This is a genomic window from Kitasatospora sp. NPDC056651, from assembly GCF_042792155.1.
Classification (GTDB): domain Bacteria; phylum Actinomycetota; class Actinomycetes; order Streptomycetales; family Streptomycetaceae; genus Kitasatospora.
The window spans coordinates 1-20,996 of the sequence record NZ_JBHTWX010000124.1; the positions used below are offsets into that span (position 1 = coordinate 1).

Here is a 20,996-nt window from a genome sequence, read left to right on the forward strand (position 1 = left end):
CCGTCGGACCGGCCGCCCGGCGTTTGCGGTTCGGGAGAAGGGTCGATCTCCCGGCCTAGCGAGGGACGTCCGGGGTGAGGGCGAGGAGGGCGAGGTCGTCGGCGAGGAGGCCGGCGTAGTCGTGGACGTCCTGGGCGAGGAAGGAGACGACGCGGTCGGGGGCGGTGGTGCCGAGGGTGGCGAGGCGGGGGGCGAGGGGGTAGAAGGCTCCGGTGGCGTCGCGGGCCTCGCTGACGCCGTCGGTGTAGAGCAGGACGGTGTGGCCCGGGGGCAGGGCGACGGTGATCGTCTTGCTGCGGTCGTCGGAGGGGCCGAGGTGGCCGAGGCCGAGGGGGAGCTCGTCGGCGCAGGACACCGGGGCGATGCTACCGCCGCCGAGGAGCAGCGGGGTGGTGTGGCCGCGGTTGACGATCTCCACGCGGTCCGAGCCCGGCTGGTACTGGAGGAGGATGGCGGTGACGAACAGTTCGTCGTCGCCGCGCTCGGCGGCGTCGCGCAGCACCGCGCGGTCCAGCTGGTCGGCGAGGTCGACGAGGCCGGGGGTGTCGTGCGCGGTCGCCCGGAACGCGCCGAGGACGTCGGCGACGGTGCGGACCGCGCCCAGGCCCTTGCCGCGGACGTCGCCGAGCAGCATCCGCACGCCGAAGCGGGTGTCGCACACCTCGTAGAGGTCGCCGCCGACCAGGACGTCGGCCTGGGCGGGGCGGTAGAGGCCGGCCACCCGCAGGCCGCCGGGCCGTTCGGGCACCGGGCGCAGGACGGTGCGCTGCAGGGTCTCGGCGATCGTCCGGGCCTGGAGCAGGTTGCGGTTCTGCCGGGTGCGCTGCCAGGACAGCGCGGTGCCCATGATTCCGGAGAGCATGGTCGCGATGTAGACCCAGATGTGGTGCTGCTCGTTGACGTGGTGGGTGCGCAGCGCCAGGGCGAGCTGGAGCGCCAGGGAGCCGACGGTGGCGGCGGCGGTCACCGCCGGGCCGTAGCTGAACGCCGTCACCACGGGCAGCGCGGTCAGCAGGAATCCGGCGGCGACGGCGTCCGGGACGACGGCTTCGGCGACCAGGTCCAGCACCAGCAGGATCACCGGCAGCCAGGGGACCCACCGCGGCACCGTGGGCTCCAGCGCCGCGGGGCGTGGCGGGCGGGGTGCTGTGGGCACGGTGGGACCTCCTGGCAGGCGGCCGTTCCGGGTGATCGGTCCGGAATGGCCGGTTCAGTCCCACCATGTTCTCCCATGGACGGCCCGGCCACGCATGGCCGAACGTCCCGGCCTCCGGGGCCGGAGGAGCCAATTCCGGTCCCGGAAACCGCTGGCCGGCGCCCGGCCGGGCACCGTCAGTCATGGAGGCGTCAGCGGACGGTCACCGGCAGGGTGTCGAAGCCGCGCAGCACCAGGCGGTCGCGCCGGGTGGGGACGCCGCCGGGGGCGAGCCGGGGGAAGCGGTCGAGCAGGGCGGGCATCGCGACCTCGGCCTCCAGCCGGGCCAGCTGGGAGCCCAGGCAGAAGTGGGTGCCGCCGCCGAAGCTGAGCGGCTGGCTGTCGGTGCGGGTCGGGTCGAACAGTTCGGGGCGCTCGTACCGGGCCGGGTCGTGGTTGGCCGCGCCGATCAGCAGGGTCAGCCCGTGGCCGAGCGGGACGGGCAGGTCCTCGACGGCGAGGCCCTCCGCCAGCGCGACCCGCCCGGTGAGCTGGACCGGGGAGTCGAAGCGCAGCACCTCGTCGGTGAAGCCGGCCGGGGTGACGGCGCCGCTGCGCAGGGCGGCGGCGGCCTCGGGGTGGCGGAACAGCAGGGCGAGGCCGTTGCCGAGCAGGTTGGTGGTGGTCTCGAAGCCGGCCACCAGCAGCAGGACCAGGTTGGCCAGCAGTTCCTCGGCGGAGATCCGCTCGTCGTCCGCGTCGGCGGCGATCCGGGCCAGGTCGCTGACCAGGTCGTCCTGCGGACGGGCCAGTCGTTCGGCGGCCAGCTCGGTGAAGTAGTGGGACAGCTCGTCGGCGGCCTTGTCGCCGGCGGTCAGCTCGTCCGGGTCCTGGATGAACTCCAGGGCGACGGTCAGGTCGGAGGCGAGGCCGCGGAAGCGGTAGCGGTCCTCGTCGGGGACGCCGAGCAGCTCGCAGATCACCCCGACCGGCAGCCGGAAGGCGAGGGCGTCCATGAAGTCCACCGCGGAGCCGTCGGCGCCCTGTTCGGCCATGCCGTCCAGCAGCCGGTCGACCGCCGCCTCCACCGCCGGGCGCAGCGCGGCGACCCGGCGGGCGGTGAACACCGAGGCGATCAGCGAGCGGACCCGGGGCTGGTCGGGGGCGTTGCGCTGGAGGATCGAGCGGCCGAGCAGGGTGAGCGAGGAGTGCGAGCCGTACGCGGCGTCGAGGCCGGACATCATGTCGGCGGTCGCGACGCCGAAGGCGGGCGTGCGCAGCACCCTGTTGACCGCCGCGTAGCCGCTCACCAGGAACATTCCCGGCCCGGCCGGGGCCACCGGGCCCAGCGCCCGGGCCCTCGCGTACAGCGGGTACGGGTCGGCCGTCCCCTCCTTGCCCATCAGCTGCTCGATGATCGCCGCGCCGTCCATCCGGTGCCCCTCCTGAGATGACGATTCCTGGTGGGTGAACCGCCGGTGGGCGCGGTGGAGTTCCCGCGCGGACCGACTCGGGCGGCGCGGTGGGTCCCGGCGCGGCGGGTCCCGGGGCGTTGGGTCCCGGGGTGGTGGCGGGCGGCTCGGTAGGGTGGCCGGCATGGAGATCTGGATCAACCCGCGGTGCGGCAAGTGCCGGACCGCGCTCGGCGAGCTGGACGGCGCCGGAGTCGAGTACACCGTGCGGCGCTACCTGGAGGAGCCGCCCACCGCGGCCGAGTTGGAGCGGGTGCTGGAGCGCCTGGGCCTGGAGCCGTGGGACATCACCCGCACCGGCGAGCAGGTGGCGAAGGACCTGGGGATGAAGGACTGGGCCCGGGAGCCGGGTGACCGCGGCCGCTGGATCGCGGCGATGGCCGAGCACCCCCTCCTGATCCAGCGCCCGATCATCACCGCGGACGACGGGCACGCCGTCGTGGCCCGCACTCCTGAGGCGCTCAAGTCCGTTCTGCCGTAAGGCTGTTGCCCGGGCCGGTCAGTGGAGCCGGATCTTCTCCACCGGCCGGCCCGGGTGCCAGTTGTACACGAGCAGGTGGTCGCCCTCCAGGGCGGTGTGCACCACCTGGTCCAGCTCCAGCCGGAAGGCGTGGAACGGGGTGGGCGGCGGCTCGGGCAGGTCGGCGGCGAAGGCGGCGAGTTCGGTCTCGTCGGTGATCTCGACCGCCCGGCCGGCGACCTTGGAGTCCCCGCCGGCCATGGTCTCGTCCCCCGGGTGCGCGTGCAGCGCGAAGCGGGCGTCGCGCTGGAGGTCACGCGCCTTGACCGCGCCGTACATCGATCCGAGCCACAGGTCGGCGCCGACGAAGTCGACCTCCGTGCCGCTCACCCGCGGCGATCCGTCCTTGCGCAGCGTCGCCAGGACGTGGTGCTTGTTCGCCTCGAACCGGGCCCGGACCAGGGGCGCCAGGTCGGGGGCCTCGTCTTCGAAATCCTGCCAGGTGGCCATGGCGCCAGTCTGGCACCCGGCACCGACAACCGCCGGGCGTGCGGCACGGCGGTCGGCATCGGCGCCGGGCCGCTGTCGGTGCCGGGTGCCCGGTGCCCGGTGCCCGGTGCTCGGTGCCCGGTGCTCGGTGCTCGGTGCGAGACTGGCGGGGTGACCACCACGACCACGTACATCGCCTTCCTGCGGGCCGTCAACGTCGCCGGCCGGACGGTGCGGATGGAACGGCTGCGGGCTCTCTTCGCCGAGCTCGGGCTGGGGGACGTCCGCTCCTACATCCAGAGCGGCAACGTCTTCTTCACCACCGACGAGCCGGACCGCGCGGCGCTGACCGGGCGGATCGAGGAGCACCTGGAGCGGTCGCTCGGGTACCCGGTGCCGGTGCTGCTGCGGACGGTGGACGAGGTGGCCGAACTGCTCGCCGCCGAGCCGTTCCGGGGCATCGAGGTGACGCCGGACGTCCGGCTGGTCGTCGCCTTCCTCTCCGAGCCGCTGCCGGACGGGTTCGCCCTGCCCCACCGCTCGCCGAAGGGGGACGTCGAGGTGCTCGGCGCCGACCCGGGGGCGGCGTACGTCGTGATCCACCTCCGGGACGGCAAGTGGGTCACCAAGGACATGTTCGGCAAGGCCTACCGGGGGGCGGTCACCTCCCGGTTCCTGCACACCACGGAGAAGATCCTGGCCGCCGCGCGCAAGGCCTGACGACTCGTGAGCGCATCGGGACACACCGCCAGGAACCCGCCGGAGCACCATCCGGGACCCGCCGGAGCACCATCCGGGACCTGCCGGAGCACCCGCCGGGGGCGCGTGGAACCGCCCGGCCGGGCGGGGCGTCTGCACTGCCGTGACGCACGAACCCCGCGCCCGCGCCCGGCGCGACCTGGACAGCCGGAGTCGGCCGCGCCGAGAATTCGGCCATGACGCCTCCTGAGCTGCCCACCGGCGCGGTCCGGCCGACCGACGCGGTCCGGCCCTCCGACGCCGAACGGGAGCAGGCGCTCGGGATGCTGCGGGACGGCGCGGGCAGCGGGCGGCTCTCGCACGACACCTTCCTCGGCCGGATGGACGTCGTCCTCCAGGCCACCAGCCGCGGCGAGCTGGACGCGGCGGTGGCCGGGCTGCCGACCGGCGGGCCGGTCGAGCGCTTCGTGCTGCGCACGGTCGGTCGGGCCTCCGCCTTCGGCGGCCGGCTGAACCGCGCCTGGCGCACCGAGCGGCTGCCCGGACTGAGCCTGCCGCAGGCCGGGGCCGGGCAGTTGACGATCGGCCGGCTCCCCGGCTCGGGGCTGCGGCTGCACGACGCCTCGGTGTCCCGGAACCACGCCCAGCTGCGGCACGAGGGGGACGGCTGGGTGCTGTACGACCTCGGATCGACCAACGGCACCCATGTCAACGGGCGCCGGATAGCGGGCGGCGTACGGGTCCGGCCGGGCGACCAGGTGCGCTTCGGGAACCTGGAGTTCCGGCTCGCCGCGCTCTGACCCGGCCCGGAATCCGGGCCCGGGAGAACCGGCCTCGGGAGAACCGGCTTCAGGGGAACCGGCCGCGGGAAACCCGTGCCCGAGACGGCCGGACCCGCCTCTCCCCGGTCAGTGCGGGAACTGCCGGGGCGGCCGCTGCCGGGGCAGCTCGTCCTGGAACTCCGCGATGACGGTGGCGATCTGACGGGTCATCACCGTGCGTTCCAGCCGGTCCAGGTACCGGTTCTCGGCGGCCAGCGCCTCGACCGTGACGCCGAAGTAGAGCGTCATCAGCGGATTGACGAAGAGCTTCTCGCCCTTGGTCCGGTCGGTGAAGCGGACGTCGCCGAACCGGCCGCGCAGCGCCGCCGCCACCGAGCCGTTGACGATGCTGGGGTGCTCCGGGAAGGCGGCCCGGGCGTGCTCGACGGCGTCCAGGTAGAGCACGCCCTCCCGGCTGTCGCTCGGGATGGAGAAGGCGCCGAGGTAGCCGCCGGCCCGGTCGATCGCGGCCAGGTTCTCCAGCACCAGCGAGTGGTTGACGCCGTGGTAGGCGTCGATGCCGAACCCGAGGCAGGCGACCAGCCGCTCGGGCACCTCGGACAGGCCGGCCACCGCCGCCAGGCTCGCCATGTCCTCCTCCGGCGTGCCGAGTCCGGCCTCGTCGCCGCGCATCAGGATGTCGGTGCCGCCGTCCACCAGCAGGATCGCGTCCACGCCCAGGCGGGCGACCAGCGTACGGTAGGCCTCGCGCAGCGGCTGCACGCCGACCGTCGGGAAGGCCCAGACGGTGTCGGGCATCCGGTGCCGGTGCAGCCAGCGGGCCAGGGTGCGCTCCGGGAAGTAGCCCTCGGGGGCGGCGGTGTCCGGTCCGATCCGGGCCACGTCGGGCTCCGCCCAGACCTCGGAGGGCAGGCCGTAGAGGTGGGTGAAGGAGAGGTTGGCCAGGTGCACCTCCTTGCCCGCGGCCCGCAGGGCGAGGGCGATCGGCAGCCCGGCGTACACGTCGAACCCACCGCCGGCACCGGCGATCAGGACGCGATCGGCGGCCAGCAGCCGGGTGATCAGCGGTGGTTGCAGCAGAGAAGTCACCGGCGGACGGTAGCAGGACGGTGGCACCGGCGGCCCGGGGTTTGTCGGTGGCGGGTGCGAGGATCCCGGCATGACCGAGGAGACGGCTCTCACCCCCGACATGCTGCGCGAAGCCCGGGAACTGGCCCGCGAGCTGATCCGGTGCGGCTTCCAGGAGCCGGACGAGATAGCCGAGTCCCTGGTCGAGGTCCTCGACGGCCGGGGACTCACCGAGGAGGAGGCGGAGCGGATCGTCGCTCCGCTGTGGACCGAACGGCTGGCCGAACAGGAGGCGTGGCCGGAGACCACCGACGTGGACCGGCTGGCGGACGCCTTCGACGCGTTGGAGGACCAGGGCGTCGTCGCGGCGATGGACTTCACCTGCTGCACGGGCTGCGGCTACGCGGAGATCGGCGGCGAGGCCGGGGAGGGTTCGGTCGGCTTCGTCTTCTTCCACCAGCAGGACACCGAGGCGGCGGCGGCCGGGCGTGGACTGATGCTGCGCTACGGCGGGTTCCGGGCCGGGGAGGAGGCCGCGGAGGTGTCGGAGCGCCGGACGGTGGAGGTCGGGAGGGCCGTGGTCGCCGCGTTGGCCGCGGTCGGGCTTCCGGCGGAGTGGGACGGTTCGCCGCACACGGCGATCCGGGTCGCCCCGCTGGAGTGGCTCAACCGCCTGCCGCACTGACGGCGGTCCCGGCCGGAGCCGACGGGGACCGAGGCCGGACGGCATGCGCCGGAGGCTCGTGCCGCGCGCGCGGATCACCAGCCCGCGAAAGCGCCCGAGAGCGCCCCGAAAGCACCGGGAGAACACCGGGAGAGCACCGGGAGAGCACCCCGGAGTCAGTCGGCGATGGCCCCCAGGCCGCCGAAGCCGGCACCGGCGGCACCGGCGGCGCCGCCCGAACCGTCCCCCGGCCCCCACAGCGACGAGGTGCAGCGCTGGTAGGTCGTGTGCCAGTGCGGCCAGTTGCGGGCGACGTCGTCGTCGCACTCGGCCAGCAGCCGCTCGACCGTGCCGGGCTCCACGCCCTCCAGCAGCCAGGCCAGCGCGTCCGGCAGGCCCGGGCCGTCGGCCAGGCGCAGCAGGTCCAGCAGCTCGCCCAGCCCGCCGAGCCGGGAGCCGTCCGTGATCACCCGCTCCATCCGGGGCAGCAGCTGCCGCTCCTCGATCCGCAGGTGGGTCTCCAGTCGGGCCGCCAGGTCCTCCATCGCGTACGCGACCGGCCAGGCACTGCCGGCGTCCCGGCTGGCGATCCGCACCAGGGTGGTGACCCGGGTGAAGGAGTGGTCCAGGTTGTGGTGGTCGTCCTCCAGCCAGTTGAGCAGCAGCCGCAGCTCGGGCGCGAAGCGGCGCACGATCGGCCAGAGCCGGGTGTCCTGCTGCTCGTGGTGGCAGGTGAGCATCGCGGTCATGAAGTTCCAGTGCCGCAGCAGCGCCTCGCCCTTGTGGTCCTCGCCGGGCTGGAGCAGCCGCAGTGCGGTGGGCAGTCGGGCGAGGTCCCGGCGCATCGCGGCGTGCACCAGGCGCAGCCCGGCGAACCGCAGGGTGGCCGGCTCCTCGGCCACGGCCCGCCCGTACGCGTCCGTGCTCTGGGAGTCGGCTCCGGGCTGGCCCTGGACGGACACGGTGGGGGCGGACAGGGACACCAGGTGGATGGGCATGGCACTCTCTTCACGGCTTGGGGCACGGCGGGTGGCGGCGGCCGGTCGAGGACCGCCCCAGCCAAGGTGCTCGCAGTCGATCAGAAGCGAATCAATGTCCGATTGACGCGCAGGTCACGGGCCTGCGGACAGTCGGTCGACGGGCGGGCGCCGGGGGCCGTCGACGGCCCTCGGCGCCCGCACGGGGACCGTCGAAGCCCCCCGGCGCCCGCCCCGGAAAGCCGGAACCGCCGGTGCCGGGAGCGTTGAACGCCTTCCGGCACCGACGGTTCGGGTGCGGGTCCGGGTGCCTCAGTCGGCGGCCGGCCCCGCCAGGTGGGCGGTGAGCCACACCAGGGTGTCCGGGATCATCTTCTTGAAGTCCGAGGTCAGGTGCTTGCCGCCGGCCTGCTCGTGGTACTCCAGGCTCACCGGCGGCACCGCCTTCTCCACCCAGCTCTTGACCACCTTGGTCTCGTACGGGTTGGCGCCGCCCGCGGTGACCAGCATGCTCACGTCGGCCTTGCCCTGGGCGACCAGCAGGTCGGGGTTGTTGGCCGCCTTCTCGGCGTCGTGGCCCTTCCACAGCAGCGAGTCCGGTATGAAGTAGCCGTCGATCGGGACGGCCGCCTTGTAGACCTGCGGGTACTGGAGGGCGAGCTTGGCGCTGCAGAAGCCGCCGGTGGAGGCGCCCATCACGCCCCAGCCGTCCCGGCCCTTCACGGTGCGGAAGTTGGCGCGGACGAAGTCGGGGAGGTCCTCGGCCATCCAGGTCGCCATCTTCGGCTGGCCCGGGATGTCGGAGCAGTCCAGCGCGTTCTTCTCGTCGCTGTTGAAGTTCTGCACCGGCATGATCATGATGAACGGGTGGGACTTGCCCTCCTTGACCAGCTTCTCGTTCTCCTCCTGGATCGGCAGCTGGTTGTCGGTCCAGGTGTTGTAGCCGTTGCTCTGGCCGCCCGCGAAGAGGGTGAGCACCGGGAAGCCGGTCTTGGCGAACTTGGGGTCGTTGTACTCGGGCGGCAGCCAGACCCAGACCTTGCCGGCGACGCCGGACTTCGCCCCGGTGACGGTGGTCATCATGATCGGTCCGGCGGTGGTGTCCCGGGACTTGGACAGGTTGGCGGCGGGTCCGGCGGGCATCAGCACCTTGCCGCCGGCGGCCGGGGTCGTGCCGGTCGCGGACGGGGTGGCGCCGGTGGCGCTCGGACTGCCCGCGGAGCTGCTGCTCCCGGCCGGGGTGTTCGCGGCCACGTGGTCCCCCTTCCCACCGCCGGAACTCCCGCAGGCCGCGAGCGAGGCGGCCAGGGCGAGCACGGCGGCGCCGGACAGGACGGCACGGGAACGGGACGACTGCCTAAGCACGGTGAGGACTCTCCGACCGATGACGCACCCGGTCCGTCTGACCGGGCGGCGGCCCCCCGGTGGGGCCGGACAGGCCCAGGGGCACAGCGCTGGCGCGTCCCCCGGGAATGATGGCGTGCCGCCCTCGCGGGGGGCGCGCGTTCCTGCGATCTTATGACGTGGACCGGGGCGGGCCGGTTGCGCGGCGGCCACCGGAAATCCAATGTTTGTTCGCGATCAGGTAAAAGCCTTCACCCGATCCCGCCGTTCGGCGGGGGCCGGTCGGCGGGGGCCACCGGCGGGCGTCCGTCGGACCGTCCGGATTTTGGATGCTTTGACCAGTGACGACGGCCCGCCGGTCCGCGACGATCACTCCGGGTGCGACCGGAACAGTCATCGAGGAGGGTGCCATGAACCAGCGGATCGCCGTCGTCACCGGGGCCGGGAGCGGCGTCGGCCGGGCCGTGGCGGTGGAACTGGCCGCGGCCGGGTGGCGGACGGTGCTGGCCGGCCGGCGGCCCGGGCCGCTGCACGAGACCGCCCGGCGCTGCGCCGCCCCGGCCGACGCGGTGCCGACCGACGTCACCGACCCGGCCGCGGTGGACGCGCTGTTCGCCGCGGTCGCCGAGCGCCACGGCCGGGTGGACCTGCTGTTCAACAACGCCGGCGCCTTCGGCCCGGCCGTCCCGGTGGAGGAGCTGGCGGTCGAGGACTGGCGGGCCGTGGTCGACCTCAACCTGACCGGCGCCTTCCTCTGCGCCCGGGCCGCGTTCCGGCAGATGAAGGCCCAGGACCCGCAGGGCGGCCGGATCATCAACAACGGCTCGATCTCCGCGCACGTCCCGCGCCCGCACTCCATCGCCTACACCGCGACCAAGCACGCCGTCACCGGTCTGACCAAGTCGCTCTCCCTGGACGGCCGCCCGTACCGGATCGCCTGCGGGCAGATCGACATCGGCAACGCGGCGACCGACCTGACGGCGGCGATCGGCGCGGGCGCCCGGCAGGCGGACGGCCGGATCGTCCCCGAGCCGACCATGGACGTGGCCGACGTGGCGCGCACCGTGCGGCACATGGCCGGGCTGCCGCTGGAGGCCAACGTGCAGTTCGCCACCGTGATGGCGACGGCCATGCCGTACGTCGGCCGGGGGTAGCCGCCCGGCCACCAGCACCCGGGGGCCCCGGTCGACCGCCGCCGACCGGGGTCCCCCGGGAATCCATGGGCCGAGCCCGGCCGGACACGGCCGGACACCGCCGGACACCGCCGGACACCGCCGGACACGGCCGGACACCGCCGGACACGACCGGGCCCGACCGAACCCTGCCGCCTACGGCCGCCAGGTGTCGTTCAGCGTGACCACCCCGCCCGAGGTCACCGTGGCCGTGCGGTTGGCCCCGGACTCCCAGGTCACCGCGCCGCCGGCGTCCTTGCGGACGTACTTGTACTGGAAGGACGTGCCGCCCGGCAGCGACAGCGCCAGCGACCAGACCGGGTAGCCGGCCGAGGACAGCGGCAGCGCCTTGGCCGGGTCCCAGCCGCCGAGCGCCGCGACGTCGCCGACCACGTAGAGGTTCTGCCCGGCGGTGGTGGTGGCGTTGACGTTGAACGAGGCGCCGGAGACGCTCGTGCCGGACGGGACGTACAGCGCGACCGCGTCGCCCGCGCCGACCGTCGCGGTGAACTGCCCGTTGGCGCCCACCTGGTACGTCGGGCCGGTGCAGCCGCCGCCCGCCTGCGGGTCGCCGTGCTGGACGTCGCAGTAGGTGCCGGCCGGCAGTCCGGTCTGGAAGCTCCGGGTGATCGCGCCGCTCTCGTGGTTGATCGCGACGTACCCCTTGTTACCGCGGCCGAAGGCGATCGCGTTGCCGCCGTTGGACCACCAGTCCGTCACACCGGTGCCCGCGACCGCGTTGCGGAAGCCGACCATGTTGGCGACCTGCCGCCAGGCGTGGGTGCAGTTCCACCCGTCCTGGTAGCAGGCCTTGACGGTGCCGCCGTTCGGCGGGCCGTCGTCCTTGTTGGTGAAGGAGTAGCCGGAGTGGATGTTGGGGGAGCCGTACGGCGAGGCCAGCAGGAAGACGTTGGCCAGCGTGTAGGTGTTGCCGTAGGTGTAGTTGAGGGTGGAGCCGTTGCGCTCGGTGTCCCAGTTGTCGAGGAAGGTGCGCGCCTGGCCGCTCGGCAGGTAGCCCCAGGAGGCGCCCCAGCCACTGAGGTTGGCGAGCTTGTCGCTGGTGAACATCCGCTTCAGGTCGGTGCCGACCCGGAACTCGTCCACGTCGCCGGTGCCGGTGTACTCGGTGGGCTGGATCGGCTCGCCGGCGCCGTAGATGACCTCCTGCACCCAGTAGGCCTTGGGGTTGGCCGTCTTGGCCTTGATCGCGGCGAGGTCGGTGGCGGCGATGTGCTTGGCGGCGTCGATCCGGTAGCCGTCGACGCCGAGCGAGGACAGGTCGTCCAGGTAGTGCGCGATGGTGGTCTGGACGTACGCGCTGCCGGTGTCCAGGTCGGCGAGGTCGACCAGTTCGCAGTTCTGGACGTTGCCGCGGTCCTGGTAGTTGCTGATCGCCTGGCGGCAGGAGTGGAAGTCCTGGTTCTGGTAGGTGCCGGGGTAGTTGTACTTGGTGTACGCGGTACCGCCGGTGCCGGTGCCGGAGCCCGCCGACATGTGGTTGACCACCGCGTCGGCGATGACCTTGACCCCGGCCGCGTGGCAGGTGGCGACCATGTTCCTGAAGGAGGTGCGGTCGCCGAGCCGCCCGGCGATCTGGTAGCTGACCGGCTGGTACGAGGTCCACCACTGCGCGCCCTGGATGTGCTCCTGCGGTGGCGAGACCTCGACGAAGCCGTAGCCCTTGGGGCCGAGGGTGGAGGTGCAGGCCTGGGCGACGGAGTCGAAGCGCCACTCGAAGAGGGTGGCGGTGACGTCCTTGCCGCCGTTGGCGGGCGGGGCGGCCTGCGCGGCGGGGGCGCCGAGGGAGGTGGCGAGCGAGAGCGCGAGCGCCGCGGAGGCGGCGAGCGCGCCGGCCGCGCGGGCGGGCCGGCGGGCGGGGGCGGTGGTGACCACGTCGTCTCCTGAGGGTGGCTGGGGGTGGGGCAGCCGGAGGGGGCGAAGAAGACTGCATGAAGTTTCTGCAACTTGCCGGAAACTTGCAGCGCTGAACCTAGAGGCGCCCGGAGGGGCCGTCAAGACTTTGCTCACGCCTCAGGAGATACGTTTCTGCATCACCCATCGCCACGGGATGCGCCGAGGGACACGACAAGGGCCCGGCAGCCGTGGCTGCCGGGCCCCTCACCTGTCCTGGTTCACCGGTCCCTCAGGGGCCGGTCCGGGCTCAGCCGGTCTGGACCGAGGTGTCGTCGATCACGAAGCTGGTCTGGAGCGAGACGTCCTCGGTGCCGGTGAAGCTCACCGTGACCGTCTGGCCCGCGTAGGACGACAGGTCGAAGGTCCGCTGCTGGTAGCCGGCCGCCGCGTCCAGGTTGGAGTAGGTCTTCAGGGTGGTGCCGTTGACCGCCACGGTCAGCTTGTCGTAGGCGGTGGTGGTCGACGTCTCCGCCGTGTCGATGTGCAGCCAGAAGCTCAGCGTCGCCTTGCAGCCGGCCGGGATGGTCACCGTCTGGGACAGCCCGTCGCTGTGCGAGGAGCCGTAGCCGTCCAGCCACGCCTTCCACGAACCGCCGTGGGCCGGCTGCGAGGCGCTGCTGTCCACCACGCCGCTGGACGCCGTCCACGGGGCGGCGGAGCCGGTCTCGAAGCCCGCGTTGCCCAGCAGCTGCGCCGGGGTGCAGCTGCCGCCGCCGGTGGAGACGGTCCAGGTGAAGCTGGTCGCTCCGGTCTTGCCGGCCGCGTCCTTCGCCGTGACGGTCACGCTGTAGGTGCCCGCGGTGGAGGCGGTACCGGTGATCGCGCCGGAGGAGGAGATCGACAGGCCGGTGGGCAGGCCGGTCGCGGTGTAGGTCAGCGGGGCGGTGCCACCGGTGGCGTTGATCTGGAGGTTGACCGCGCCGCCGACGGCGGTGGACTGGTTGCCCGGGTTGGTGACGGTGACGCCGCCCGAGGGCGCCGTACCGACGTTGACGCCCGCCCAGGCGGTGCTGACCGCGGTCAGCTCGGCGCTGCCGGCACCGTACAGGTCGGTGGCCGCCTTCTCCGTCGCGGTGCGCGCCGCGGCGTAGTTGGTGCTGGAGGTCATGTAGGTGGTCAGCGCGCGGTACCAGATGGCCGCGGCCTTGTCCCGGCCGATGCCGCTGACCGTGATGCCGCCCTGGGTCGGCGAGTTGTAGCTGACGCCGTTGATCACCTTCGAGCCGCTGCCCTCGGCCAGCAGGTAGAAGAAGTGGTTGGCGACGCCGGACGAGTAGTGGACGTCCTTGTTGCCGACGGTCGAGGACCAGTAGTCGGCCGAGGCGCCGTCCTTGGAGGGCTGGTCCATGTAGCGCAGCGGGGTGCCGTTCCCGTTGATGTTGATCAACTCACCGATCAGGTAATCGGGGTTGTCGGTCGGGATGTTGGCGTAGAACTCGACCATGGTGCCGAAGATGTCCGAGGTGGCCTCGTTGAGGCCGCCGGACTCGCCGGAGTAGGTCAGGTTGGCGGTGGCCGCGGTGACGCCGTGGCTCATCTCGTGGCCCGCGACGTCCAGCTCGGTGAGCGGCGCGGTGTTGTTGCTGCCGTCGCCGTACGTCATGCAGAAGCAGGAGTCGTCCCAGAACGCGTTCACGTAGTTGTTGCCGTAGTGGACGCGGCTGTAGGCACCGACACCGTCGTTGCGGATGCCGTTGCGGCCGAAGGTGTTCTTGTAGTAGTCCCAGGTGGCCGCGACGCCGAAGTGGGCGTCGACCGCGGCGGACTCGCCGTTGCTGACGGTGCCGTCACCCCAGGTGTCGGTCGACTTGCTGTACAGCGTGCCCGCGCCCGAGGTCCCGTGGTTCAGGTTGGTGGTGTACATCCCACCGCGGGTGCCGTCCTTCAGCTGGTAGGACGAGCCGGACTGGGTGGTGCCGATGGTGACGTTGCCGACGAAGACGCCCTTGCCGGAGCCGGTCTCGATGCCGTCCCACTGCTGGATGACCTGGCCGCTGGTGGCGTCGGTGACCACGTGCATCTTGCTCGGGGTGCCGTCGGACTTGGTGGAGGAGACGACGGTCTCCCAGGCGAGCCGCGGGTTGTTGTCCGAGGCCCAGACCACCAGGCGCGGCGCGGTGTCGACCGCGGCGCCCGACCCGGCGGCGAGCGCGGCCGACTGGGCGGCCGGCGCGGCCAGCTTCGGCGTGGTGCTCACGCCGTTCAGGGAGGCGGTGCTGGCCCGGTCGACGCCCTTGGTGGCACCGGTGGGCGCCTGGTGCACCACCAGGTCCCCGCCCAGGACCGGCAGTCCGTTGAGGGTGCGCTCGTACCGCAGGTGACGGGTGCCGTCCGCGTCCTGGAAGACGTCCTTGGTGACCAGCTTCTCCTCGCCGCCCAGCCCGAGGCTCTGGGCGAGGGCGGTGGTCTGCTGGTTCGCGGTGGAGATCAGCTGGGCACGGGTCGCCTGCTGGGCGGCGACGGCGGTCGGCGCGTCCGGCGTGGCCGCCTGGGCGATCACCGGTATGCCGGTGACCAGCAGCGCGGTGGAGGCGGCCAGGACGACCGCCGCCTTCCGGGCGTGAGCGTAACGGGACATGCGGACTCCTTTTCCGACCGGCGCCGGGTCGCGCCGGTGGAGAGAAAACCTGGGCCGCGGGGTCGCGGCGCAGTGGGGGCCCCCGCCGGGTACGACGGGAGTGCGGATGCGGTGCTCACAACTCGTTGCAGGGTCGGGACGCGCTGCACCTGAACTGGACCGGCCGCACCGGGGGGTGGGGCCCCCTCGTCTACAGCCGGGGGAATCGTGGCAGCAAACCAGCCGTTGATGACAGATGCATGCCACGGATTGGCCGATTCATTACCGAAACCGTATGCACGACGGCATGTCAGTTGTGTTACCCGACTGCGAACTCGTGAACACGGTTTTCATGGCCGGGTGCAAAGTTCGATCACTACCGGCGGTCGGTGACCAGCACTCAGGGCCGCCGCCCGCACCTCCGGGCGGCCGGCGGCGCCCGGCAGAGCCGACACATCACAGTTCCGGCCGTGCCACCGGAGCTTTCCGGCCATTGTGCGTCCGGATCGGAACCGGAACGGACCGGGCTCCGTCCCACCGGATCGTGGTACGGAGCCCGGAGCGTCGTCCCGGTACACGTACCGGTGTTGGACGGAGCGTCGGCGCTGGACGGAGCGTCAGTGCTGGACGAACACCGCCACGGTGCGGCCCGGCACGGTGAAGGTGCCGGTCGCGGCGTCGAAGCCGGAGCGCTTCACCACCTGGTCCGCGCCGCCCGCCTGGACGGGGTGCAGCGCCTGGCCGGTGCCCTTCAGCCCGGACACGGTCTGCGCCTGCGCCGTGGGCGTGGCGTTGAAGACCACCGTGACGCCCTTCTCCGCCCCCGCCAGCCCGGTGCCGTCCAGGTGCAGGGTGATCACTCCGGGGGTCTCACCGGCGGTGCCGGAGAGCGGGTAGGAGAGCCGCTGCTGGACGGCCGCCAGGGTCGGCAGCGAGAACAGCGGCGAGGACCGCTTGATCCGCAGGAACTCCTGGTACTGCGCCGAGGCCGCCCGGATGTCCACCGCGCCGACCGTCAGCGCCGGATCGCCGAGCAGGGACTGCGCGGTCGGCCACAGCTCCTGGTTGTCCTTGGCCGGCGGCAGGCCGCGACCCCAGCCGTTGCCCTCGACAGCCCCCGTCGACGGATCGGGCCAGTGGATCGCGTTGAACCAGTCCCCCGAGTCGTAGGAGTTGGAGTCGAGCGACTTGGAGCGCAGCAGGTCGCTGCCGGCCTGGGCGAAGCCCGCGCCCTGGGTGAGCGCGGTCAGCGAGAGCCCGAACGCCTGCATCCGGGCCCGGTCGGCGGGCGCGGTGCCGGTCGGCAGCTTGTACGCGAGCGCGTCGAAGAGGTCGGTGTTGTCGTGGGCGTCCACGTACTCCACCGCCTCGCCCGGCTTGGCCGCGTACCCGGTCGGGGCGCCGTTGTAGTCGACCTGGGCGCCGGTGACGGGCTTTCCGGAGCTGTCGTTGAAGGAGTAGCCGGCCAGGTTGCCGGTCAGCCCGACCTTCACCTGGTCCATCTGGTGCAGCAGCCGCGCCTTCTGCTCCTCCGGGGTGCCGTTGGCGGGCGAGCCGTTCGGGTCGGTGTACAGACCCGAGGCGAAGCCCTGCTGCGGGGCGGAGTTCAGCATGAAGTTGCCGCCGCGGGCGGCGTCCCGGATCCGGTCGTCGAAGGTGGCGATGCCGGTGCCGGCCATGTTGACCTGGGTGGCCTGCTCGAAGCGGGCGTTGTCGGCGACCACGCCGAAGTTCCAGCCCTCGCCGTACAGGAAGACGTTCTTGCCGTCCACGCCGTCCGAGGCCGGCGTCATCTTCCGCAGCGCGGCCTGCACGTCCAGCATGGTGGACTTCGGGTCCAGGCCCATCAGGTCGAAGCGGAAGCCGTCGACCTTGTACTCCCGGGCCCACAGCGTCACCGAGTCGACCACCAGCCGGTTCATCATGGCGTGCTCGGGTGCCGTGTCGGCGCAGCAACTGTCCGTCGTCACCTTGCCGTCGGCGTCCAGCCGCTGGTAGTAGCCGGGCACCACCCGGTCCAGCACCGAGTGCTCGGCCTGGCCGCCGGCGGCGGTGTGGTTGTAGACCACGTCCAGCACCACCCGCAGCCCGGCCGCGTGCATCGCCTGCACCATCCGCCGGAACTGCACCGTCCGGGCCGTGCCTTGGGGATCGGTGGCGTAGGAACCCTCCGGCACGTTGTAGTGCAGCGGGTCGTAGCCCCAGTTGTACGCGTCGTCGGCGGCCACGGCCGCCACGCACTCCTGCTGCTTCGGGCCGTTCGGGGCGAGCGACCCGAGGTCGCAGGCGGGCAGCTTCTGGTCCGCCCGGTTCTCCCGGATGGTGGCGATGTCGAAGGTCGGCAGCAGGTGCACCGTGGTCACCCCGGCCGCGGCCAGCTCCCGCAGGTGCCGCATCCCGGCCGAGTCGGACTCGGTGAACGCCAGGTAGGTGCCGCGCTCGGCGGCCGGGACGGTGGAGTCCTCGACCGAGAAGTCCCGGACGTGCAGCTCCTGGATCTGCTGCCGCGCGGGCGGGACGGCCTGCGGCCGGGCGTGGTCGTCCCAGCCCCCGGGCTTGAGCTCCTTGGCGTCCAGGTCCGCGACCAGGCTCCGCCCGGAGTCGGTGGAGAGCGCCACCGAGTACGGGTCGGTGACGGTGTTGACCACCGGCTGCTGGGTCGAGGGGGCCCAGACCTTCACCTGGTAAAGGTAGTACTTGCCGTCCAACTCCCGCTTGTCGCGGACGACTTCCCACACCCCGGTCTCGTCGTCCCGCTTCAGCGGCAGCGTCTTCGGGGTGCCCCCGGTGGCGCTGTCGAAGACCTGGACGGAGACCTCCCGCGCGGTCGGCGCCCAGAGCGACAGCGCCACCTTGCCGTTGTAGTACGCCGGTCCGAAGTCGACCTTCCCGGTCTTCCCGGCGTACAGGTCGTCGAGCACGCCCGGGATCTGGACCCCGGTGGCGGCCGACACCGCGCCGCTGGGCAGGTGTTCGGTGAACAGCAGCTGGCCGCGCAGCGCGGCCGGGACGCGGGCGGTGTCCCTCGGGTCCACGGTGAAGGCCCGGTACCCGGCCAGGTGCGGGTACTTGGCCCGCTGCGCCGGGGTCGGCCCGCCCTTGACCGGGGTGAGCCGCAGCCACCTGCCGGGCTTGGTCAGCGCGCCCCGGTCGGCGCGGATGCCGCCCTCGGGGTCGTACACCAGCTGGGCGCTGGTGCCGCCGGCCAGGGCCTCGTCGCCCGCGCCGTAGTTCGCCGGGACGACGACGGTCCCGGCGTCGATCCACTGGGCCTTGGCGCCGGCGAGGTCCACCTGCGAGGAGGCGGCGGGGTTCTGCGGCAGCAGGTAGCCCTCGCGGCCGCCGAGCACCCAGACCTCCCTGCCGTTCACGGCGAGGTCCAGGGACTGGTCGGCGGGCAGGTCCTTGTCGTTGCCCTTGTGCAGGATGTAGCTGAGGCTGGTCGCGCCGGGCGCCAGCGGCACCTCGAAGACGGCGCCGAAGGCGTCGCGGCGCACCGGCATCAGCGGCTTGCCCCAGTCGGTGGGGGTGGCGGCGCCGGTCCAGTCGTGCAGGCCCCAGCCGTCGTAGTCGCCGTCGGCCCGGTTGTAGTGGATGACGGCGGTGTTCGCCGGCTGGGTGTTCGGCGGTCCCGGATTCGCGGTGCGCACCGCGGGGTCGCCCTGCTTGAGCCACACCTCGCCGGTGCCGCCGACGTCCAGGTGCCGGTCGGCGTCGACGTCCTTGACGCCGTCCTTCTCCACGACGAACCCGACGTCCGAGGCGCCGGGCTTGAGCCGCACGTACGCGAAGGCGCCGTAGGCGTCCCGCCCGGTGAAGGCGTGACCGGCCGGCCACTGGGTGCCCTCGCCGTCGGCGAGGTCGCCCCAGGCGTAGAGGTTCCAGCCGTCGTAGTCGCTGTCCGGCCGGTTGTAGTGGACGACGGCGTACGGGCGGGAGCCCGCGGTGGGCGCCGGCTTGGGGGCCGGGGTGCCGGTGGTGAAGCTCGCGGTGGCGGAACGCAGGTGGCCGCTGGAGTCCTGCACCACGGCCTTGTAGCGGACGACCGTGCCGGGGGCGACGGCGGCGAGGTCCTGCGTCACCGCGAAGCGCCTTCGGCCGTCGGAGCCGGATGCCCCGGTGTCGGCCGTCCCCAGCGTCTGCCAGGGTCCGTTGCCGATCTGGGCCGCGAAACCGACGCGGTCGAAGCCGCCGCCGTCGACGTGCGCGTCGACGGTGACCAGCCCGGTGGAGCCGTCCGCGGGCGGCCGCACCGAGAGCCGCGGCGCGGCCGCGACCGGGGCGAGCCTGCCGCCGGCCTTGAACACCACGGAGGAGAGCGGCGGCACGGTGACCGTCGCCTTGCGGTCGGCGCCGCTGGTGAGCCGCTCCCCCGCGGACGGGTGGATCCGGTCGAAGCCCATCCCCGCCGAGAAGGTGTCCAGCGTGACGGTCTTCGCCTCGGTGGCGTTGTTGACCGCCACCAGGTACTCGACCTGCTGGGCCGCGTCGATCCGGGAGACGGCGTACACGCCCGCGCCGTCGGCCGCGTACCGCTCGATCTGGGCGCCGTCGGCCAGCGCCGGGTTGTCCCGGCGCAGCTTGGCCAGCCCGGCGATGCCCTGGTAGAGCTCGCCGCCCTGCCCGTACCGGTCGGCCGGGCCGGAGGGGCCGCCGAGCACCCGGTCACTGTTGTAGGAGGCCGTCTTCGAGGCGAACAGGTCCTGCCGGGCGTCCTTGTCGCCGCCCGCGCCGGTGAAGCCCTGTTCGTCGCCGTAGTAGACGACGGGCTGGCCGCGGGTGAGGAACTGGAGCTCGTTGGCCAGCCGGTCCTTCTTCACCAGGGTGGCGTCGTCGGCGCCCGGGTTGTCGGCGAGCAGGAAGGAGCCGAAGCGCCCCATGTCGTGGTTGCCGAGGAAGGTCGGCAGCTCGTACGCGTCGGTGTCGGCGCCGGTGTAGCGGTAGTCCTGGGCGTAGACGTCGGCGAGGTTCTTCGCCGAGCCGCCCTGCGAGACGTAGGAGCGGGCGGCGCCCTGGAACGGGAAGTCCAGGGTGGCCTGGAGCCTGCCCTTGGTGACGTACGGGGAGGTGACCGCCGGGTCGCCGGAGTAGACCTCGCCGAACATGAAGAACTTCTTGTTGCCCTGCTTGGCGGCGAAGTCCTTGAGCGCGGGCGCCCACTGCTGCCAGAACGCCATGTTGACGTGCTTGACGGTGTCGATCCGGAAGCCGTCCACGCCGGTGTCCCTGACCCACTGCTGGTAGACCTTCTCGAAGCCCTTCACCACCTTGGGGTTCTGGGTGTCGAGGTCGTCCAGGCCGCTGAAGTCGCCCTCGGTGGCGGACTCGCCGACGAAGGTCGAGTCGCCCCGGTTGTGGTACAGCGCGGGGTCGTTGAGCCACTCCGGGCTCTTGGCCTTCGCGTCGGCCGGGGTGCGGAAGACCGGGGTGTAGGGGAAGGAATCCTTGGTGGTCTTCGGCCAGGGGGTGCCCGCGTCGGCGACGGCGGTCTCGTCCACCGGGTTCCCGTCCGCGTCGAGCGTCGGGTAGGCGCCGACCGAGCGGTAGCCGTACTGCTGCTCGGCGTAGTCGATGACGTCGGCGGTGTGGTTGGTGATGACGTCGAAGAAGACCTTGATGCCCCGGGCGTGGGCCTTGGCGATCAGCTCCTTGAGCTGGTCGTTGGTGCCGAAGTGCGGGTCGACCTGGGTGAAGTCGGTGATCCAGTAGCCGTGGTAGCCGGCCGAGGCGTCGGCCCCGCTGCCCTGCACCGGCTTGTTCCTGAAGATCGGCGCCATCCAGATCGCGGTGGTGCCCAGGTCCTGGATGTAGTCGAGCCGCTTGATCAGTCCGGCCAGGTCGCCGCCGTGGTAGAAGCCCTTGTCGGCGGGGTCGAAGCCGTTCTCCAGCCGTCCGCCGGTGATGCCTCCGGTGTCGTTGCCGGTGTCGCCGTTGGCGAAGCGGTCGGGCAGGACGAAGTAGAACTGCTCGCGGGTGAGGTCGTGCCGCCCGGCGGTGGCCGCCAGCGCGGCGTCCGAGGGCGGGGCCGGCGGGGCGGCGGCGAGGGCCGCGGGGGCGCTGCCGAGGGTGGCGGCGGTGAGCGCGGCGGCCAGCAGGACGGCCGTGCGACCCGGCGGTCTGCGGCGGCCTGGGGATCGTCTGGCGGTGCTCCGTCGGGGACGGAGCGGGGCGTCGGCCACTGAGGGGCTCCCTTAGGGGAAGGGGCGATCGATTTCCCAGGAAGCTAGCGGCCTGCAATATGTTTCAGCAAGATGCAGAAACCG

At 72.6% G+C, this 20,996-nt stretch carries 14 protein-coding genes; 5 read left to right on the forward strand and 9 right to left on the reverse strand.

Annotated elements, in window-relative coordinates; genetic code table 11:
• Positions 1 to 55: 55 nt before the first annotated feature.
• Positions 56 to 1,156 (reverse strand): PP2C family protein-serine/threonine phosphatase, encoded by a 1,101-nt coding sequence (locus ACFRAR_RS33140; RefSeq protein WP_380703048.1) that lies wholly within the window; start codon positions 1,154 to 1,156, stop codon positions 56 to 58.
• 191 nt (positions 1,157 to 1,347) lie between these two features.
• Positions 1,348 to 2,568 (reverse strand): cytochrome P450, encoded by a 1,221-nt coding sequence (locus ACFRAR_RS33145; protein WP_380703050.1) that lies wholly within the window; start codon positions 2,566 to 2,568, stop codon positions 1,348 to 1,350.
• A gap of 163 nt (positions 2,569 to 2,731) precedes the next feature.
• On the opposite strand from ACFRAR_RS33145, the gene ACFRAR_RS33150 reads away from it, so the two are divergent.
• On the forward strand, positions 2,732 to 3,088 hold the full coding sequence (locus ACFRAR_RS33150) for an arsenate reductase family protein (RefSeq protein WP_380703052.1): 357 nt from the start codon (positions 2,732 to 2,734) through the stop codon (positions 3,086 to 3,088).
• A gap of 18 nt (positions 3,089 to 3,106) precedes the next feature.
• On the opposite strand, the gene ACFRAR_RS33155 is transcribed toward ACFRAR_RS33150, so the two are convergent.
• On the reverse strand, positions 3,107 to 3,577 hold the full coding sequence (locus ACFRAR_RS33155) for a pyridoxamine 5'-phosphate oxidase family protein (RefSeq protein ID WP_380703054.1): 471 nt from the start codon (positions 3,575 to 3,577) through the stop codon (positions 3,107 to 3,109).
• Between the two features lie 150 nt (positions 3,578 to 3,727).
• Between ACFRAR_RS33155 and ACFRAR_RS33160 the strand changes: the two genes are divergently transcribed.
• A complete protein-coding gene (locus tag ACFRAR_RS33160) occupies positions 3,728 to 4,276 on the forward strand; it encodes a DUF1697 domain-containing protein (RefSeq protein WP_380703056.1) in 549 nt (182 codons plus the stop codon).
• A 215-nt stretch (positions 4,277 to 4,491) separates the two neighbouring features.
• Complete coding sequence (locus ACFRAR_RS33165) at positions 4,492 to 5,055, forward strand: FHA domain-containing protein (RefSeq protein ID WP_380703058.1); 564 nt, start codon at positions 4,492 to 4,494, stop codon at positions 5,053 to 5,055.
• 108 nt (positions 5,056 to 5,163) lie between these two features.
• Here the strand turns inward: ACFRAR_RS33165 and ACFRAR_RS33170 are convergent, their stop codons facing one another.
• On the reverse strand, positions 5,164 to 6,126 hold the full coding sequence (locus tag ACFRAR_RS33170; RefSeq protein ID WP_380703060.1) for a DUF1152 domain-containing protein: 963 nt from the start codon (positions 6,124 to 6,126) through the stop codon (positions 5,164 to 5,166).
• A gap of 70 nt (positions 6,127 to 6,196) precedes the next feature.
• Here ACFRAR_RS33170 and ACFRAR_RS33175 point away from each other — a divergent pair, with 70 nt between their 5' ends.
• On the forward strand, positions 6,197 to 6,790 hold the full coding sequence (locus tag ACFRAR_RS33175; RefSeq protein WP_380703062.1) for a DUF6891 domain-containing protein: 594 nt from the start codon (positions 6,197 to 6,199) through the stop codon (positions 6,788 to 6,790).
• A 155-nt stretch (positions 6,791 to 6,945) separates the two neighbouring features.
• Here the strand turns inward: ACFRAR_RS33175 and ACFRAR_RS33180 are convergent, their stop codons facing one another.
• Both ACFRAR_RS33180 and ACFRAR_RS33185 read right to left on the reverse strand, forming a co-directional pair.
• Complete coding sequence (locus tag ACFRAR_RS33180; protein WP_380703064.1) at positions 6,946 to 7,767, reverse strand: hemerythrin domain-containing protein; 822 nt, start codon at positions 7,765 to 7,767, stop codon at positions 6,946 to 6,948.
• A 291-nt stretch (positions 7,768 to 8,058) separates the two neighbouring features.
• Positions 8,059 to 9,111: an alpha/beta hydrolase gene (locus ACFRAR_RS33185; protein WP_380703066.1), complete on the reverse strand. Its 1,053-nt coding sequence runs from the start codon at positions 9,109 to 9,111 to the stop codon at positions 8,059 to 8,061.
• Between the two features lie 389 nt (positions 9,112 to 9,500).
• On the opposite strand from ACFRAR_RS33185, the gene ACFRAR_RS33190 reads away from it, so the two are divergent.
• The gene (locus ACFRAR_RS33190) at positions 9,501 to 10,244 is read left to right on the forward strand and encodes an SDR family oxidoreductase (protein WP_380703068.1); all 744 of its coding nucleotides are present in this window, start codon (positions 9,501 to 9,503) and stop codon (positions 10,242 to 10,244) included.
• Between the two features lie 174 nt (positions 10,245 to 10,418).
• Here the strand turns inward: ACFRAR_RS33190 and ACFRAR_RS33195 are convergent, their stop codons facing one another.
• The 3 genes from ACFRAR_RS33195 to pulA all read right to left on the reverse strand — a co-directional run bounded on the left by ACFRAR_RS33195 (position 10,419) and on the right by pulA (position 20,912).
• Positions 10,419 to 12,155 (reverse strand): carbohydrate-binding module family 20 domain-containing protein, encoded by a 1,737-nt coding sequence (locus ACFRAR_RS33195; RefSeq protein WP_380703070.1) that lies wholly within the window; start codon positions 12,153 to 12,155, stop codon positions 10,419 to 10,421.
• Positions 12,156 to 12,423: 268 nt separating this feature from the next.
• Positions 12,424 to 14,754 (reverse strand): M4 family metallopeptidase, encoded by a 2,331-nt coding sequence (locus ACFRAR_RS33200; RefSeq protein ID WP_380703072.1) that lies wholly within the window; start codon positions 14,752 to 14,754, stop codon positions 12,424 to 12,426.
• 596 nt (positions 14,755 to 15,350) lie between these two features.
• On the reverse strand, positions 15,351 to 20,912 hold the full coding sequence (pulA, locus tag ACFRAR_RS33205; protein WP_380703074.1) for a pullulanase-type alpha-1,6-glucosidase: 5,562 nt from the start codon (positions 20,910 to 20,912) through the stop codon (positions 15,351 to 15,353).
• Positions 20,913 to 20,996 lie beyond the last annotated feature (84 nt).

Bases quoted from the DNA above. Each gene is read 5' to 3' on its own strand.
- ACFRAR_RS33190 (WP_380703068.1), top strand. From the start codon at position 9,501: ATGAACCAGCGGATCGCCGTCGTCACCGGGGCCGGGAGCGGCGTCGGC.
- ACFRAR_RS33200 (WP_380703072.1), bottom strand. From the start codon at position 14,754: ATGTCCCGTTACGCTCACGCCCGGAAGGCGGCGGTCGTCCTGGCCGCC.
- ACFRAR_RS33155 (WP_380703054.1), bottom strand. From the start codon at position 3,577: ATGGCCACCTGGCAGGATTTCGAAGACGAGGCCCCCGACCTGGCGCCC.
- ACFRAR_RS33180 (WP_380703064.1), bottom strand. From the start codon at position 7,767: ATGCCCATCCACCTGGTGTCCCTGTCCGCCCCCACCGTGTCCGTCCAG.
- ACFRAR_RS33150 (WP_380703052.1), top strand. From the start codon at position 2,732: ATGGAGATCTGGATCAACCCGCGGTGCGGCAAGTGCCGGACCGCGCTC.
- ACFRAR_RS33175 (WP_380703062.1), top strand. From the start codon at position 6,197: ATGACCGAGGAGACGGCTCTCACCCCCGACATGCTGCGCGAAGCCCGG.
- ACFRAR_RS33145 (WP_380703050.1), bottom strand. From the start codon at position 2,568: ATGGACGGCGCGGCGATCATCGAGCAGCTGATGGGCAAGGAGGGGACG.
- ACFRAR_RS33165 (WP_380703058.1), top strand. From the start codon at position 4,492: ATGACGCCTCCTGAGCTGCCCACCGGCGCGGTCCGGCCGACCGACGCG.